Source organism: Streptomyces sp. NBC_00637 (genome assembly GCF_045161545.1).
Classification (GTDB): Bacteria; Actinomycetota; Actinomycetes; order Streptomycetales; family Streptomycetaceae; genus Streptomyces.
On record NZ_CP109046.1, the window covers coordinates 1,750,361 to 1,766,803 of the forward strand.

General features: G+C 72.3%; 12 protein-coding genes. 11 read left to right on the plus strand and 1 reads right to left on the minus strand.

From position 1 onward, the window contains the following. The first annotated feature begins 6 nt into the window (after positions 1-6). The 4 genes from OG440_RS07480 to OG440_RS07495 are packed head-to-tail and all read left to right on the plus strand — an operon-like array spanning position 7 to position 6,399. Entirely contained in the window at positions 7-2,931 is a 2,925-nt protein-coding gene (locus OG440_RS07480; protein ID WP_406006039.1) for a glycoside hydrolase family 78 protein, read from the plus strand. Beyond that, the gene (locus OG440_RS07485) at positions 2,928-3,896 is read left to right on the plus strand and encodes a dioxygenase (RefSeq protein WP_406006040.1); all 969 of its coding nucleotides are present in this window, start codon (positions 2,928-2,930) and stop codon (positions 3,894-3,896) included. The genes OG440_RS07480 and OG440_RS07485 overlap by 4 nt, the downstream gene beginning before the upstream one ends. Beyond that, positions 3,893-4,750 (plus strand): fumarylacetoacetate hydrolase family protein, encoded by an 858-nt coding sequence (locus tag OG440_RS07490; protein WP_406006041.1) that lies wholly within the window; start codon positions 3,893-3,895, stop codon positions 4,748-4,750. Before OG440_RS07485 ends, OG440_RS07490 begins: the two co-directional genes overlap by 4 nt. Continuing rightward, complete coding sequence (locus OG440_RS07495; protein ID WP_406006042.1) at positions 4,747-6,399, plus strand: FAD-dependent monooxygenase; 1,653 nt, start codon at positions 4,747-4,749, stop codon at positions 6,397-6,399. Before OG440_RS07490 ends, OG440_RS07495 begins: the two co-directional genes overlap by 4 nt. Here OG440_RS07495 and OG440_RS07500 read toward each other — a convergent pair whose 3' ends face one another. Beyond that, positions 6,400-7,539 carry an SGNH/GDSL hydrolase family protein gene (locus OG440_RS07500; protein ID WP_406006043.1) on the minus strand — a complete coding sequence of 380 codons (1,140 nt, stop codon included), beginning with the start codon at positions 7,537-7,539 and terminating at the stop codon, positions 6,400-6,402. A gap of 223 nt (positions 7,540-7,762) precedes the next feature. On the opposite strand from OG440_RS07500, the gene OG440_RS07505 reads away from it, so the two are divergent. From OG440_RS07505 to OG440_RS07535, 7 genes are all read left to right on the plus strand, one after another. Then, positions 7,763-9,001, plus strand: a complete 1,239-nt coding sequence (locus tag OG440_RS07505; RefSeq protein ID WP_406006044.1) for a cysteine desulfurase-like protein — start codon at positions 7,763-7,765, stop codon at positions 8,999-9,001. 72 nt (positions 9,002-9,073) lie between these two features. Beyond that, on the plus strand, positions 9,074-9,511 hold the full coding sequence (locus OG440_RS07510; protein ID WP_406006045.1) for a Fur family transcriptional regulator: 438 nt from the start codon (positions 9,074-9,076) through the stop codon (positions 9,509-9,511). An 84-nt stretch (positions 9,512-9,595) separates the two neighbouring features. Continuing rightward, positions 9,596-11,812, plus strand: coding sequence for a catalase/peroxidase HPI (katG, locus tag OG440_RS07515; protein ID WP_406006046.1), 2,217 nt, complete (start codon positions 9,596-9,598; stop codon positions 11,810-11,812). 221 nt (positions 11,813-12,033) lie between these two features. Beyond that, complete coding sequence (locus OG440_RS07520; RefSeq protein WP_406006047.1) at positions 12,034-13,524, plus strand: family 43 glycosylhydrolase; 1,491 nt, start codon at positions 12,034-12,036, stop codon at positions 13,522-13,524. 72 nt (positions 13,525-13,596) lie between these two features. After that, positions 13,597-15,045, plus strand: a complete 1,449-nt coding sequence (locus OG440_RS07525; protein WP_406006048.1) for a family 43 glycosylhydrolase — start codon at positions 13,597-13,599, stop codon at positions 15,043-15,045. A gap of 76 nt (positions 15,046-15,121) precedes the next feature. Beyond that, positions 15,122-15,910, plus strand: coding sequence for a polysaccharide deacetylase family protein (locus OG440_RS07530; protein WP_406006049.1), 789 nt, complete (start codon positions 15,122-15,124; stop codon positions 15,908-15,910). An 89-nt stretch (positions 15,911-15,999) separates the two neighbouring features. After that, a complete protein-coding gene (locus tag OG440_RS07535; protein WP_406006050.1) occupies positions 16,000-16,440 on the plus strand; it encodes an SRPBCC family protein in 441 nt (146 codons plus the stop codon). Positions 16,441-16,443 lie beyond the last annotated feature (3 nt).

The window sequence follows — 16,443 nt, forward strand, 5'->3', positions numbered from 1 at the left end:
ACCTGTATGAACGCCGCTCCCACCCGCCTGCGTGCCGACGAGCTGGAACAGCCTCTGGGCCTCGGCAACCGCCGCCCCCGGCTGTCCTGGTGGCTGCCGCCCGGCTCGCGCGAGCAGGTCGCGTACCGCGTCCGCACGAGCGCGGGCTGGGACTCCGGCCGGGTCGACGCTGCCGACAGCACGCATGTGCCGTACGGCGGGCCGCCGCCCGGCTCCGGGGAGCGGATCACCTGGCGGGTCAAGGTCTGGACCGACCTCGGCGAGAGCGCGTGGTCGCGCGAGGCCTGGTTCGAGACCGGCCTGCTGGATCCCGCCGACTGGCAGGCACGGTGGATCGAGCCCGTCGTACCCGTCGCGACCTCGGCGCCAGGAGGGGGTGGTGTGCATGGCGGGGCCGAAATGCCTGAGGTGCCTGAGGTGTCTGACGAGGCCACCGTGCCTGGCGAGGCCATCGTGCCCGGCGGGGCCGTTGATTCCGTGCACGGCGAGCCTGACGAGCACGGGGAACAGGACCCGCACCGGGAACACGGCGGGCACGGCCGGCCCGGCGGCTCCGTCGCCGGCGTGACCGCCGCGCCCGCGGCACTCGGCGGACCACACGTGCCGCCCGCCGGGCAGCGGCCCGCTCCGCTGCTGCGTACGAGGTTCACCCCGGGCTCCCCGGTCCGCCGGGCCCGCCTCTACGCCACCGCCCAGGGCCTCTACGAGGTCTTCCTCAACGGGGAGCGCGTCGGGGACGCCGAGCTGACACCGGGCTTCACGCAGTACGACGTACACCTCCAGGTCCAGGCGTACGACGTGACCGCGCTGCTGCGGGACGGGGAGAACGCCCTGGGGGCGGTGCTGTCCGACGGCTGGTTCCGCGGGCAGGTCGGGGTCACCCGGGCCCACGACCAGTGGGGTGCACGGGTCTCGTTCCTGGCGCAGTTGCACCTCGAGCACGCCGACGGCACCACGTCCGTCGTGTGCACGGACCGGCACTGGCGCTGGGCCCCCGGGCCGATCGTGGCCGCCGACCTGATCGCCGGGCAGTCCACCGATCTGCGCCTCACCCCCGTCGGCTGGGACCGGCCGGGCTACGACGACTCGGCGTGGACGCCGGTGGAGGTCGCCGACCACGGGCACGCCGGACTGGTCGCCTCACCCGCCCCGCCGGTACGGCGGGTCGAGGAACTCGTCCCGGTCGCCGTGACCCGCCCGCGCCCCGACCGGCAGGTCTTCGATCTCGGCCGGAACATCAACGGCTGGGTGCGGCTGACCGGGCTCGGTCCTGCGGGAACCCGCCTCACCCTCACGCACGGCGAGTCCCTGGGCCCCGACGGCGATGTGACGACGGATCACCTCCGCGTGGACATGCCGTTCCTGCCCGAGCCGCTCCCGGCCGGTCAGGTCGACCGGGTCGTCTCGGCCGGCCGTCCCGGTGAGGCCTTCGAGCCGCGGCACACCACGCACGGCTTCCGGTACGTCCGCGTCGAAGGTCATCCGGGCGAGCTGACCGCCGACGACCTGCGCGGCGTGGTCGTCCACTCCGACCTGCGGCGGACCGGCTGGTTCGACTGCGACGACGAGCGGGTGAACGGGCTGCACGAGGCCGCCCGGTGGGGCCTGCGCGGCAACGTCTGCGACATCCCGACGGACTGCCCCACCCGTGAACGCGCCGGCTGGACCGGGGACTGGCAGCTGTTCGTGCCGACCGCCGCCTTCCTCTACGACGTGTCGGGCTTCTCGGCGAAGTGGCTGCGCGACGTGGCCGCCGACCAGTGGCCGGACGGCACCGTCGCCAACATCTCGCCGGCCTGCCGCGCCGAGGGCCCGAAGGGTCCGATGGCGCATCTCCACGGCTCCGCCGGCTGGGGCGACGCGGTGGTCATCGTGCCCTGGCAGCTGTACCTGGCCTACGGCGACCCCGGGATCCTGGAGGAGCTGTGGCCGGCCATGACCGCGTGGCTCGGCCGGGTCGAACGGGCCGCCCTGGAGGGGCGCCACCCGGACCGGATCCGGCGCTCCCCCCGCCCGGCGCCGCACGAACGGTACCTGTGGGACACCGGGTTCCACTGGGGCGAGTGGCTCGTGCCCGGTGAGCACGTCGACGATCTGGAGGGGTACGCGGCGCTGGACAAGGCGGACGTCGCCACCGCCTACTACGCGCACTCCACCCGGCTGGCGGCGCGCGTCGCCCGGGTCCTGGGCCGCGACGAGGACGCCGACCGCTACGGGGAACTGAGCGAGCGGGTGCGCGACGCCTGGCGCACGGAGTTCATCGCGGCCGACGGCTCGCTGCGTCCGGACACCCAGGCCCACCATGTGCGGGCGCTCGCCTTCGACCTGGTCCCGGCCGCACTGCGGGCCCGGACCGCCGAGCGGCTGGTGGAGCTGGTCCGTGCCGCGGGCACGCACCTCGGCACCGGCTTCCTCGCCACCCCGGACCTGCTGCCGGTGCTCGCCGACTCCGGACACCTGGACGTCGCGTACGACCTGCTGTTCCAGGACACCGCCCCGTCCTGGCTCCACATGATCGACCGGGGCGCGACGACCGTCTGGGAGCACTGGGACGGCGTCCGGGCGGACGGCACCCCGCACGACTCGCTCAACCACTACTCGAAGGGCGCGGTCGTCTCGTTCCTGCACCGCCACACGGCCGGGATCAGGCCCGACGAGGACGCTCCGGGCTATCGCCGCTTCACCGTGGCGCCCCGCCCCGGCGGCGGCCTGACCCGGGCGCGGGCCGAACACCACTCGCCCCACGGGCCGATCCGCTCGTCCTGGCACATCGAGGGCGGGCGCTTCCACCTGGGCGTCGCCGTGCCGCCCGGCACCACCGCGCACGTCGTCCTGCCCGACGGCGCCCGGCACCGGGCCGGGCCCGGCACCCATACCTACGGCTGCGTGGCACCGGACGCCGCCCTGACTCCCGCGGGAGCGACCCCATGACCGACAGCACCGAAACGGCTCGCCCGGCCGCCGCCGGAGGGACGGCGCCCCCCGCACCGGCACCGGCACCCGAGCCCGCCCCCGGGCCGGACGCCCTCGTACGCCAGGTCCTCTCCACCGTCCGCGGCGAGGACGAGCGGCTGCGGGAGCTGATCGGCGGCCTCGTCACCCATCTGCACGCCTTCGTGCGGGAGACGCGGCCCTCCGAGGACGAGTGGCTGCGCGCGGTGGACTTCCTGGTCCGCACGGGCCGGGCCTGCACCGACCGCCGCAACGAGTTCCTCCTGCTCTCCGACATGCTGGGCCTCACCTCGGCCGTCGACGACGTCAACCACACGGGCCCGCCCACGATGACGCCCAGCTCGGTCGAGGGGCCCTTCCACTCGCCGGCGCCGCCCCGCCCGATGGGCGCCTGGATCGCCGAGGGCCCCGAACTCGGGCGCGGTGAGCGGGCCGTGGTGCACGGCCGGATCACGGACTGCGACGGCAGGCCGCTGTCCGGCGCCGTGCTGGACGTCTGGCAGGCGAACGACACGGGTCTGTACGACAGCCAGGACGACGAGCAGCCCGACGGGAACCTGCGCGCCCTGTTCACGACGGGTCCCGACGGCGCCTACTGGTTCCGTACGGTCAAGCCCGCCAGCTATCCGGTGCCGACCGACGGCCCGGTGGGCGAGCTGCTGCGGGCGCTGGGCCGTCATCCCATGCGTCCGGCCCATATCCATCTGCGGGTGGAGGCGGCCGGTCACCGGTCGCTCACCACTCATGTGTTCGCCGCCGCGGACCCCTATCTCGGCTCCGACGCGGCGTTCGCCGTGAAGGACGCGCTGGTGGCGCCCTTCTCGCCGGTCGCCGACGAGGACGCGGCCCGCCGGTACGGCATGGAAGGCCCTTTCCTGGAGGCCGAGTTCGACATCCGTCTGGCCGCGGCTCCGGTGGCGGAATCAGGAGGCACGCGCGTATGAGGCTCGTCGGCATGGCGGATCCGGGCCGGGGGCCCGGCCGCAGGCAGGTGGTGATCGGCGTCGCCGTCGACGGCCTGGTGGCCCCGCTCACGGAGGTGGACGGCTTCTACGCGGATCTCCCCCGCTGGATGGAGCGGGCCCGCGCCGTCCGCCGCGGCACGATCCCGCTCGCGGAGGTGTCCCCCGCCCCGCCGGTACCGGCGTCGGCGCGGGTGCTGTGCGTGGGTCTCAACTACCGTGCGCACGCGGCCGAGGGCGGTTTCCGGGCGCCGGAGCACCCCACCGTGTTCGGCCGTTGGACGGCTTCTCTGTCGGTGGGCGGCGTTCCCGTCCCGGTGCCCGCGAACGAGCCGGGCCTGGACTGGGAGGGCGAGGTCGCGGCCGTCGTCGGCGCCCGGCTGTGCGACGCGGACGAGCGGGAGGCCGAGGCCGCCGTCCTCGGATACGCCGTCTTCAACGACCTCACCGCCCGCACCGCGCAGAAGCTCACCGCCCAGTGGACGCTGGGCAAGAACGCCGATCTCAGCGGCCCGATCGGACCGCTCGTCACCGCCGACGAGGCCGGCGGTCTCGCCGACGGGCTGCGCCTGGTCACCCGCGTCAACGGGGAGGTCGTGCAGGACGGGAACACCCGCGACATGATCTTCGGGGTGCCCGAGCTGCTGTCGCGGATCAGCGCGACCCTGACCCTGCATCCGGGTGACGTCGTCGCCACCGGCACCCCGGAGGGCGTCGGTTACGTGCGCACGCCACCCCGTCTGCTGCGGCCGGGTGACGTGGTCGAGGTGGAGGTCGACCGGCTCGGCACGCTGCGTACGCCCGTCACCGACGCGTCCGCGAGGTCCGGCGCGTGACCAGGACGGCCGTCCGGGTACTGATCGCCGGCGGGGGGCCGTCCGGTCTCGCCGCGGCGATCGAGCTCGGCCGCCGCGGCATCCGCACCGTGCTCGTCGAGCCGCGCGTCACCGTCGACGACGACCGGCCCCGGGCCAAGACCACCAGCATCCGCACCATGGAGCACTTCCGCCGCTGGGGTCTGGCCGACCGTCTGCGCGCGGCCGCCCCGCTGCCCGTGGCCTGGTCCCAGGACGTCATCTTCTGCACCGCGCTCCTCGGCACCGAACTGACCAGGTTCCGCAACGTGTTCGGCCTGTACGACGGCCGCGACGAGCGCTGGGCGGAGCCGGGCCAGCAGGTCCCGCAGCCGGTCGTCGAGCGGATCCTGCGTACGGCGGTGGCCGGACTGCCCTCGGTCACCTGCCTGACCGGCCACCGGGTCACCGCCGTCGAGCAGGACGAACACGCCGTGCGGGCCACGGTCGCCGCCGCCGACGGCTCGGTCGGCGTGCTGACGGCCGGGTATCTGCTGGGCTGCGACGGCGGCGGCGGAGTCGTCCGGCAGGCCGTCGGAGCCGCGTACGCGGGCTCGTCCGGGGAACGGCCCAACCTCAGCGTCGTCTTCAGGGCGCCGGGCCTGGGCGAGGCCGTCCGCCTGGACCGGGCGGTGCAGTACTGGGTGGTGAGTCCCGAGGTGTCCGGTCTGATGGGCCGTCTCGACCTGGACGACCGGTGGTGGGCCATCGTCCAGCGGACCGGCCCCGACCGCCCGGTGGAACCCGAGGCGCTGGTGCGCGGTCTCGTCGGCGCCGGACACCGCGGGCCCCTGGAGGTGCTCGCCACCGACCCCTGGACCGCCCGCATGCTCCTGGTCGACCGCTACCGGCGCGGCCGGGTCTTCCTGGTGGGCGACGCCGCCCACCTCAACCCTCCGTGGGGCGGGCACGGATTCAACACGTGTGTCGGCGACGCGGTCGACATCGGCTGGAAGCTCGCCGCCGTCCTCCAGGGCTGGGGCGGCGCGGAGCTGCTGGACAGCTACCAGACCGAGCGGCGCCCGGTGGCCCGGCGGATCATCGCCGGCGGTGCCGCCCAGGACAGGCTTCTCGCCCCGTCCTTCGCCGACCCCGCGCTCCTCGGGGACACCCCCGAGGCCGACCGCCGCCGGGCGCGGACCGCCGCCGCGCTCCGGGCCAAGGCCGGCGAGTTCCACAGCGAGGGCCTCGTCCTCGGCCAGCACTACGCCTCGTCCCCCGTCGTCGTCGACGACGGCTCCGCCGTCCCGCCCCTCACACCTCGCGGGTACCACGGCCTGTCCTTCCCGGGCGCCCGGCTGCCGCACAGCTGGCTCCCCGACGGCCGCTCCCTGTACGACCTGCTCGGCGACGGTCTGACGCTGCTCCTCCCGGCCGGTGACAGGAAAGCCGGCCGCGCCGCCTTCACGCGGGAGGCGGCGGCCCGGGGCGTCCCCCTCGCCACCGTCGACGTGACCGGCCTGGTCCCGCCCGAGCGCTACGGCGCCCCGATGCTGCTGGTCCGGCCCGACCAGCACATCGCGTGGCGGGGCGCGGACGGCACGCGGGCCGGGGACGTGCTGGACGTCGTCCGCGGCGCCGCGCGGTCCCGTCCGCCGCACCCGGGCCTCTCGGCGAGCGGCCCGGGGTAGTCACCCGAACGCGCCCTTCTCGCCGAACGAACGGGGCAGGAAGCGCTCGGCCATGCGGGCGTAACCGGCCGCGTTCGGATGCAGGCCGTCGGGCAGGTCGGCCACGTCGTCCGGGCCGAACAGCGTTGTCCCGTCGAGGAGTCGAAGCCGCTCGTCGCCGTCCTTCCGGCGCTGCTCGACATGCCGGCTCAGCAGTTCACGGATACGGGTGAGCGTGAGCGCGCCGAACGCGAGCTCGGCGGGGCGGTGGACGGTGTGGACCATGCCGTCGGCGCCCACCAGCGTGGGACCGGGCCGCTCTTCGGCGGCCGGGCAGACGATGGGGCTGACGACCAGGACCGGTGTGTCCGGGTGCCCGTCGCGGATCGTGTCGAGGAAGCCGTGGAAGGCCGGGACGAAGGCGCGTTCGCGCATGCTGTCGGCGTTGTGGACGTTGATGCCCAGTTCGAGGCTGATCGCGCTCGCGGGCAGGTCGCGGACGGCACGGGCCATGAAGGGGTCGAGCTGGCACTGCCCGCCCAGGCCGAGGTTGACCAGGGACCGGCCGGCCGAGCGCGCCACGACGGCCGGCCAGGTCGAGGTCGGGCGGTCCGCGTCCGAGCACTGGCTGATGGAACTGCCGTAGTGCACCCACAGCGGGCCGCTCGCGGGAGCCGGGCGCACCGACGCCCCGTCCGGGACACGGACGTCGGTCAGCGTGAGGGCCGGGGTGACCGGCAGCCAGATCTCCACCCGCCGTTCACAGGCCCGCGGGCCGAGGCGGAACCGCACCGTCGCGGGCTCGGCCGGTCCCGCCTTGAGCGAGCCGGTCGCGGGGTCGAGGAAGATCGGGCTCTGTTCCGTCACCACCACCGGCTCGGCCAGTTCCCCGTCGACCACCAGGTCGAAGACGCTGCCGGTGGACGGCATGCCCAGGGGGAGGACCACCGTCAGCCGTACGTCGAGTTCGAGCTCGGTGGCGTCGGTGAGCATCTCCAGACGCACCCCGGACGGCACGGCGCTGTTGAAGTCGAACGCCGGATCGGCCAGCCGCGCCCGCCCCGAGTCCGGGGAACGGTGCAGGGTGACCCCGGTCGGGTCGGTGGTCTTCCCGAGCGCGCCGACGACACAGTCGAGCGCGCGGTCGAGTACGGAATACATGCGAGGGCCTCTCGACGCACAGGTCAGTTCGGTACGGGTCGGGTCGGGTCGGGTCGGGTTCGATCGGCAGGTTCAGGTCAGGTCAGTCGTAGTCCTCTGTCCGGCATTCGTCGCGTAATTCGCCGCGTCGGTCCCCGAATGCGCCGCGGCGTCCTGCCCGGTGGTGACCACCGGACGGGCCGGACCGCTGCGGCGTCCGGCCCCGGGTGCCAGAGTCGGGGCCATGGCCATCGATGTCGTCGCCCTCCGGGCACATTTCCCCTCCCTCGCACACGGTCTCGCCTTCTTCGACGGACCGGGCGGTACCCAGACGCCCACCCCCGTCGCCGAGGCCGTCATCCGGACGATGACCGCCCCCTTGTCCAACCGGGGGCAGGTCAGCGCGTCCGAGCGCAACGCCGAAGAGGCCGTCGCCGGCTTCCGGGCCGCCTACGCCGACCTGCTGGGCGTGCCGGAGACGGGTGTCGTCCACGGGCGCAGCGCCACGCAGCTCACGTACGACTTCTCCCGGACCCTGGCCACGGGCTGGCGGCCCGGCGACGAGATCGTCCTCAGCCGGCTCGACCACGACGCCAATGTGCGCCCCTGGGTGCAGGCGGCGGAGCGCGCCGGGGTCGTCGTCCGCTGGATCGAGATCGACGCCGGGACCGCGGAGCTCGACCTCGGCTCCTACGAGCGGGCGCTGTCGCCCCGGACCCGGCTGGTCGCGGTGACGGCGGCCTCGAACGTGCTGGGCACCCTGCCGCCGGTGCGCCGGATCGCCGACCTGGCGCACGAGGCCGGCGCCCTGGTGTTCGTGGACGGGGTGCACTACGCCGCACATCACCTGGTGGACGTACCCGCGCTGGGGGCCGACCTGTTCGTCTGCTCGCCGTACAAGTTCCTCGGACCGCACTGCGGCGTGCTCGCCGGATCGCCCGACGTCCTCGACACGCTCGTACCGGACAAGCTGCTGCCGTCGCCGGACACCGTGCCGGAGCGCTTCGAGTTCGGGACGCTGCCCTACGAGATCCTGGCGGGCGCCAGCGCGGCCGTGGACTTCCTGGCCGCGCTCGATCCGGACGAACGGGAGCGGCCCGGGGCGCCCGGGGACACGCCGGGGACGCCGGCGACGCGCCGGGAGCGGCTGGCACGGTCGCTGCGGTCCCTGCACGAGCACGAGAACGCGGTGCGCGCCCGGGTCGAGGAGGGACTGCGCGCGCTGGGCGACGCCGTCACCGTCCACTCGAGGGCGAAGGACCGCACCCCGACCGTGCTGATGAGCTTCGCGGGCCGGGACGCGCGCGAGGCCCAGGCGCATCTCGCCGCCCGGGGTGTCGTCGCCCCGGCGGGCTCGTTCTACGCCTACGAGGCGTTCACCATGCTCGAGCTCGCCGACCCCGCGCTGCGGGTGGGCATCGCGCCCTACAACGACACCGGGGACGTCGACAGGCTCCTCGACGGGCTCGGCTCGTTTCTCTGACGTGTGCCGTTTCCCAGACTTGCACCGTTCGTTTTCTTGAATGGTTCGTGTTTATGAAGTAGGTTCGACCTCATGACAGCACCCCGTACACCGACCACCGCCGAAGAGCTGCGCGGTGCCGGCCTGCGGGTGACGGCCGCCCGTGTCGCCCTGCTCGAGACCGTCCGGGACGGCGACCACCTCGGTGTCGAGGCCATCGCCACCGGAGTGCGCGGCCGCGTGGGCCACATCTCCCTCCAGGCCGTGTACGAGGCCTTGCACGCGCTGACCGGCGCGGGACTGGTGCGCCGCATCGAGCCCCCGGGCAGCCCCGCCCGGTTCGAGGGACGCGTGGGGGACAACCACCACCACCTCGTCTGCCGGTCCTGCGGCGCGGTCGTCGACGTCGACTGCGCCGTCGGCCACGCCCCCTGTCTGACCGCCTCCGACGACCGCGGCTTCGCCATAGACGAGGCCGAGGTCATCTACTGGGGCCTGTGCCCCGACTGCTCCACCGCCGGCGGCACCTGAACGCCCGCAGCACCCGAGCGCCCGCAGGAACCGACGCCTGCGGTGCGCGAGCCTGTGATCCGACCAGCCCAGAAGGATTCCCCCATGACCGAGAACCATGACGCGATCGTGACCGACTCGAAGGCGGCGGAGGCAGGTGGCTGCCCGGTCGCGCACGATCGCGCCGCGCACCCGACCCAGGGCGGCGGCAACCGCCAGTGGTGGCCGGAGCGCCTCAACCTGAAGATCCTCGCCAAGGACCCCGTCGTGGCGAACCCGCTCGGCGCGGAGTTCGACTACGCCGCGGCGTTCGAGGCCCTCGACCTGGCGGCCGTGAAACAGGACATCGCCGAGGTGCTGACCACCTCGCAGGACTGGTGGCCCGCCGACTTCGGCAACTACGGCCCGCTGATGGTCCGGATGGCCTGGCACAGCGCCGGCACCTACCGCATCAGCGACGGCCGCGGCGGCGGTGGCCGCGGGCAGCAGCGCTTCGCGCCGCTGAACAGCTGGCCGGACAACGCCAACCTCGACAAGGCCCGCCGTCTGCTGTGGCCGGTCAAGAAGAAGTACGGCCAGTCCATCTCCTGGGCCGACCTCATGATCCTCACGGGCAACGTCGCGCTGGAGACGATGGGCTTCGAGACCTTCGGCTTCGCCGGCGGCCGCGCGGACGTCTGGGAGGCCGACGAGGACGTGTACTGGGGTCCGGAGACCACCTGGCTCGACGACCAGCGCTACACCGGCGACCGTGAGCTGGAGAACCCGCTCGGCGCGGTCCAGATGGGCCTCATCTACGTCAACCCCGAGGGCCCCAACGGCAACCCGGACCCGCTGGCCTCCGCCCGCGACATCCGCGAGACGTTCCGCCGCATGGCGATGAACGACGAGGAGACCGTCGCGCTGATCGCCGGTGGTCACACCTTCGGCAAGACCCACGGCGCCGGTCCGGCGGACCACGTCGGCGATGACCCCGAGGCCGCCGCCCTCGCGCAGCAGGGCCTGGGCTGGAAGTCCTCCTTCGGCACCGGCAAGGGCGGCGACGCCATCACCAGTGGTCTGGAGGTCACCTGGACCACCAAGCCCACCCAGTGGAGCAACGACTTCTTCGACATCCTCTTCGGCTTCGAGTGGGAGCTGTCGGAGTCCCCGGCCGGCGCCAAGCAGTGGGTGGCCAAGGACGCCGAGGCGATCGTCCCCGACGCGCACGACGCGTCGAAGAAGAAGCTCCCGACGATGCTCACCACCGACCTGGCGCTGCGCTTCGACCCGATCTACGGTGAGATCTCGCGCCGCTTCCACGAGAACCCGGCCGAGTTCGCGGACGCCTTCTCCCGCGCCTGGTACAAGCTGACCCACCGCGACCTGGGCCCGAAGTCCCTCTACCTCGGCCCGGAGGTCCCGGCGGAGACCCTGCTGTGGCAGGACCCGCTGCCGCAGGCCGAGGGCGAGACCATCGGCGCCGAGGACATCGCGGCCCTCAAGGCCAAGCTCCTCGCCTCGGGGCTCACCGTCTCCCAGCTGGTGTCCACCGCGTGGGCGTCGGCCTCCAGCTTCCGCGGCAGCGACAAGCGCGGCGGCGCCAACGGCGCCCGTATCCGCCTCGAGCCGCAGCGCGGCTGGGAGGTCAACAACCCGGACGAGCTGGCCCAGGTGCTGCGCGTCCTGGAGGGCATCCAGCAGGAGTTCAACTCCGGCGCGAAGAAGGTCTCCCTGGCCGACCTGATCGTCCTCGGTGGCGCCGCCGCCGTGGAGAAGGCCGCCGCCGACGCCGGTCACGCCGTGGAGGTCCCCTTCACGCCGGGCCGGGTGGACGCCACGCAGGAGCAGACGGACGTCGAGTCGTTCGCCGCGCTCGAGCCGGCCGCCGACGGGTTCCGCAACTACCTCGGCAAGGGCAACCGTCTGCCGGCCGAGTTCCTGCTGGTCGACAAGGCGAACCTGCTGACCCTGAGCGCGCCCGAGCTGACGGTTCTCGTCGGCGGCCTGCGTGTCCTGGGCGCCAACCACGCCCAGTCCTCGCACGGCGTCTTCACCGACACCCCGGGCAAGCTGACCAACGACTTCTTCGTCAACCTGCTCGACCTGGGTACGACGTGGTCGTCGACGTCCGCGGACCAGTCCACCTTCGAGGGCCGCGACGCCGCCTCGGGCGAGGTCAAGTGGACCGGCACCCGCGCCGACCTCGTCTTCGGCTCGAACTCCGAGCTGCGCGCGCTCGCCGAGGTCTACGCGAGCGACGACGCGAAGGCGAAGTTCGTGAACGACTTCGTCGCCGCGTGGGTCAAGGTCTCGAACCTCGACCGGTTCGACCTGGTCTGATCCGCTCCCGGCCGCTCCACCAGGGGAGGCCGAAAGGACGGAACGACGGAACATCCAGGGCGCCCCGCCCGGTCCTCCAGCGACCGGGCGGGGCGCCCTGCGCGTCGGCGGGGTGTCGAAACCATTGACGAGGCCATGCTGGCCCCCTATCTTCTGGCCGAAGTTACGAACCACGTTCGAAATCTCGGACAGGCAGTTTCACGGACAAGGGACGGTCCTGCATGCCTCGGAAATACCGCCGCAGACCCCTGCTCGTCTGCGTGTTGGCCCTCCTCGTCGCCCTGGTGGCGGCGACCCAGCCGGTGGCCGCGGCCGACGGCCGCCCGTACACCAACCCGCTGAAGTCGGCCAAGGGCGCCGACCCCTGGCTGGAGTACTACAACGGCAACTACTACCTGATCACCACCACGTTCACGGGCGTCCTCGGCATGCGCAAGGCGCCCACCCTGGCGGGCCTCGCCACCGCGCCCACCGTGCAGGTGTGGTCGGACACCACCTCCACCCGCAACACCAATATCTGGGCGCCGGAGATCCATCAGTTCAACGGCCACTGGTACCTGTACTACTCGGCCGGCCAGGGCGGCACCGCCTGCTGCGACTCCCAGCGCACCCATGTCCTGGAGAGCGCCGGCACCGACCCGCTGGGCCCCTACACCTACAAGGGCTCCCTGACCGGCTCCAACCTCACGCCGGGCGGCTGGCTGATCGACGCGAGCGTGCTGCAGGCGAACGGAAACCTGTATCTCGTCGGAAGCGGTTCCGTGAACGGCAGCGCGCAGAGCCTGGTCATCGCGCCGATGAGCAACCCGTACACGCTGTCCAGCAACACCTTCACGGTGATCTCCAGCCCCACACTGGCCTGGGAACGCGTGGGCGCGCCCGTCAACGAAGGCCCGGAACCGCTGTACCACAACGGCCGTACCTTCCTCAGCTACTCCGCCAGCTACTGCCAGACCGCCGACTACAAGCTCGGCCAACTGGAGCTGACGGGCAGCGATCCGCTGAATCCGGCGTCGTGGACCAAGAAGCAGACGCCCGTCTTCCAGCGCAACGACGCGGCCGGCGTCTACGGGCCGGGCCACAACGGTTTCTTCACCTCACCCGACGGCACCGAGAACTGGATCGTCTACCACGCCAACTCCTCGGCGAGCGGCGGCTGCGGAAACGGCCGGACGACCCGCGCGCAGAAGTTCACCTGGAACGCCGACGGCACCCCGAACTTCGGCACCCCCGTCGCCCTGGGCACGACGCTCCCCGGCCCGTCCGGCGAGACGGCGGCGACCCCGACGTCGTACACCCTCGTCAACCGCAACAGCGGCAAGTGCCTCGACGTCGAGGGCGGTTCCACCGCCAACGGCACGAACATTTTCCAGTGGACCTGCACCGGCGGGACCAACCAGAAGTGGCGGATCGAGGACCAGGGCGACGACACCAGCCGGCTGGTGAACGTGGCCACCGGCGGGGTGATGGACACCGCCGACTGCTCCGCCGCCGACGGCGCCGACCTGCGCCAGTGGTCGTGGCTGAACAACACGTGCCAGCGATTCCGCCCCGTCTTCACCGCGACCGGCGACTACGTCCGGCTCGTGAACGAGAACAGCGGCAAGGTCGCCGACGTCGCGGACTGCGCGACCACGAACGGCGCCGACGTCCGGCAGTGGACCTGGCTGAACAACACCTGCCAGCAGTGGCGCCTCGTACCCACCACCTGAACCCCGGCGCCACCCTCCCCTCCACACCCCTTTCCCCTCTCCCCTCCCCTCCCCTCCGTCTGGAGAAGTCCCTTGAGACGCAACGCCGTTCGGCTGATCCTGGCCGGCCTCGTCGCCCTCGCGGCCGTCCTCACGGGCGTGGGCGCCCCCGCCCAGGCCGCCGTGCCCGACTCCCCCGCCGTGACGTACACCAACCCGATCGCGGAGCAGCGCGCCGATCCGCACATCTACAAACACACCGACGGCTACTACTACTTCACCGCCACGGTCCCCGCCTACGACCGCATCGTGCTGCGCCGGGCGACGACCATCCAGGGCCTGTCGACGGCCCAGGAGGTCACCATCTGGACCAAACACAGCAGCGGGGTCATGGGCGCCCACATCTGGGCGCCGGAGATCCACTTCATCGACGGCAAGTGGTACGTGTACTTCGCGGCCGGGTCCACCAGTGACGTCTGGGCGATCCGCATGTACGTCCTCGAAGGCACCGGCGCCAACCCGCTCACCGCCGCCTGGGCCGAGAAGGGCCAGATCAAGACCACGTGGGAGAGCTTCTCGCTGGACGCCACCACCTTCGCCGTGAACGGTGTCCGCTATCTCGCCTGGGCGCAGCGCAACCCGGCCGAGGACAACAACACCAGCCTGTTCATCGCGAAGCTGGCCAACCCCTGGACTATCCAGGGCACTCCGGCGGAGATCTCCCAGCCGACGCTCTCCTGGGAGACGGTCGGCTACAAGGTCAACGAGGGCCCCGCGCTGATCCAGCACGGCGGCAAGGTCTTCATGACCTACTCGGCGAGCGCCACCGACGCCAACTACTGCCTGGGCATGCTGACCGCCTCCGCGACGGCCGACCTGACCAACCCGGCGTCGTGGGCCAAGGGGACGCAGCCCGTCTTCACCTCGAACGCCTCGACCTCGCAGTACGGTCCGGGCCACAACTCGTTCACGGTCTCCGAGGACGGCAAGTCCGACATCCTCGTCTACCACGACCGCAGCTACAAGGACATCACCGGCGACCCGCTGAACGACCCCAACCGCCGTACCCGCGTGCAGAAGGTGTACTGGAAGGCTGACGGCACCCCCGACTTCGGCATCCCGGTGGCCGACGGGGTCACCCCGCAGCGCTTCTCCTCGTACAACTACGCGGACCGCTTCATCCGGCACTGGGAGTACCGCGCCCGCATCGAGGCCGGCGTCAGCCCGCTCGCGGACTCGCAGTTCCGGGTGGTCCCCGGTCTCGCGGGCACCGGCACGGTCTCCCTGGAGTCGGCCAACTTCCCCGGCTACTACCTGCGGCACAAGAACTTCGAGGTGTGGCTGGAGAAGAACGACGGCACGTCGGCGTTCGCCTCCGACGCCACCTTCTACCGGCGGGCCGGTCTCGCCGACTCCGCCGGGGTCTCGTACGAGTCGTACAACTACGCCGGACGCTATGTGCGCCACTACGACTACGTGCTCTACGTGCAGACGCCGAGCACGGCCACGGACAAGGCAGACGCGACGTTCTACGCCCAATAGGGCCCTGACCGGCCTGCGGAGCACATGACGACCGAGACTATTCATAGGGTGTATACGCTCTATGTATAGTCTCGGCATGCCTTCTCTGACCAGGAAGACGAAGAAAACGGGGGCCAGGTTGCGGGCCGTCGCCATCTCGGCGGCGGCCACCTGCCTGGCGGTCACGCTGACCGGCTGCGGCGGCGCCGACATCACCCACCCGAGCGCCGCCCGCGCCCGCCCCGCCGCCACCACCCAGGCCGCCCGCTTCGGCACCGTCGACTGCCGTGAGGCGAAGTGCATCGCCCTCACCTTCGACGCCGGCCCGAGCGAGAACTCGGCCCGCCTGCTCGACATCCTCAAGGAGAGACAGGTCCCGGCGACCTTCTTCCTGCTGGGCGAGCGGCACATCGAGAAGTACCCGGAACTCGTCGTACGCATGGCCGCCGAGGGACACGAGGTGGCCAGCCACACCTGGGACCACCAGATCCTCACGCAGATCACCCCGGACGAGATACGCGACGAACTCCGGCGCCCCAACGACGAGATAGAGCGCCTCACCGGCCGCCGTCCCACCCTGATGCGCCCGCCGCAGGGCCGCACCGACGAGACCGTGCACGGCATCTGCCGCGAGCTGGGCCTCGCCGAGGTGCTGTGGACCGTGACCGCCAAGGACTACACGACGACCGACTCGGCGCTGATCCGCCGCCGGGTGCTCGCCCAGGCCGACCGGGACGGCATCATCCTGCTGCACGACATCTACGACGGGACCGTGCCGGCCGTACCGGGCATCATCGACGCGCTGAAAGAGCGCGGATACGTCTTCGTGACGGTTTCCCAGCTCCTGGCGCCGGGGAGCGCGCTGCCCGGCCACGTCTACCGCTGACCCGGCCGCCACACCGCGAAGGTGAGTCCGAACCTGTGAGCCGGAGGGTAATCCGCCGTCGGACGCCCCCGACTCCCTACGATCGACGCGTGGTCTTCTTCCAGCTCGAACGCACGGTACCGCTTTCCCCGGACGACGCCTGGCGCCGTCTGACGGAGTGGTCCCGGCACGGCGACGTGGTACCGCTCACCCGCGTCGCCGTGCTCACCCCCGCCCCGACCCACGAGGGCACGGTCTTCGTGGCGCGTTCGGGTCTCGGCCCGTTCTCCTTCGCCGACCGGATGGAGGTGACCGTGTGGCAGCCGCCCTCCGACGACGAGCCGGGCCGGTGCCGACTGGAGAAACGCGGCCGGGTCGTCCTCGGCTGGGCCGAGATCGAGGTACGGCCGGGCCCCGGCGGGCGGGCCCGGGTGCTCTGGCGCGAGGAGTTGGGGACGCGTTTTCTACCGTCTTTCCTCGATCCCGTCCTCGGGGCCACGGCCCGCTCGGTGTTCGGCCGCGCGGTCAACCGGCTGCTCCGCGGTCACTGACGT

Coding starts and splice junctions, on each gene's coding strand:
- OG440_RS07500 (WP_406006043.1), bottom strand. CDS start 7,539: ATGTATTCCGTACTCGACCGCGCGCTCGACTGTGTCGTCGGCGCGCTC.
- OG440_RS07510 (WP_406006045.1), top strand. CDS start 9,074: ATGACAGCACCCCGTACACCGACCACCGCCGAAGAGCTGCGCGGTGCC.
- katG (WP_406006046.1), top strand. CDS start 9,596: ATGACCGAGAACCATGACGCGATCGTGACCGACTCGAAGGCGGCGGAG.
- OG440_RS07520 (WP_406006047.1), top strand. CDS start 12,034: ATGCCTCGGAAATACCGCCGCAGACCCCTGCTCGTCTGCGTGTTGGCC.
- OG440_RS07490 (WP_406006041.1), top strand. CDS start 3,893: ATGAGGCTCGTCGGCATGGCGGATCCGGGCCGGGGGCCCGGCCGCAGG.
- OG440_RS07505 (WP_406006044.1), top strand. CDS start 7,763: ATGGCCATCGATGTCGTCGCCCTCCGGGCACATTTCCCCTCCCTCGCA.
- OG440_RS07480 (WP_406006039.1), top strand. CDS start 7: ATGAACGCCGCTCCCACCCGCCTGCGTGCCGACGAGCTGGAACAGCCT.
- OG440_RS07485 (WP_406006040.1), top strand. CDS start 2,928: ATGACCGACAGCACCGAAACGGCTCGCCCGGCCGCCGCCGGAGGGACG.
- OG440_RS07530 (WP_406006049.1), top strand. CDS start 15,122: ATGCCTTCTCTGACCAGGAAGACGAAGAAAACGGGGGCCAGGTTGCGG.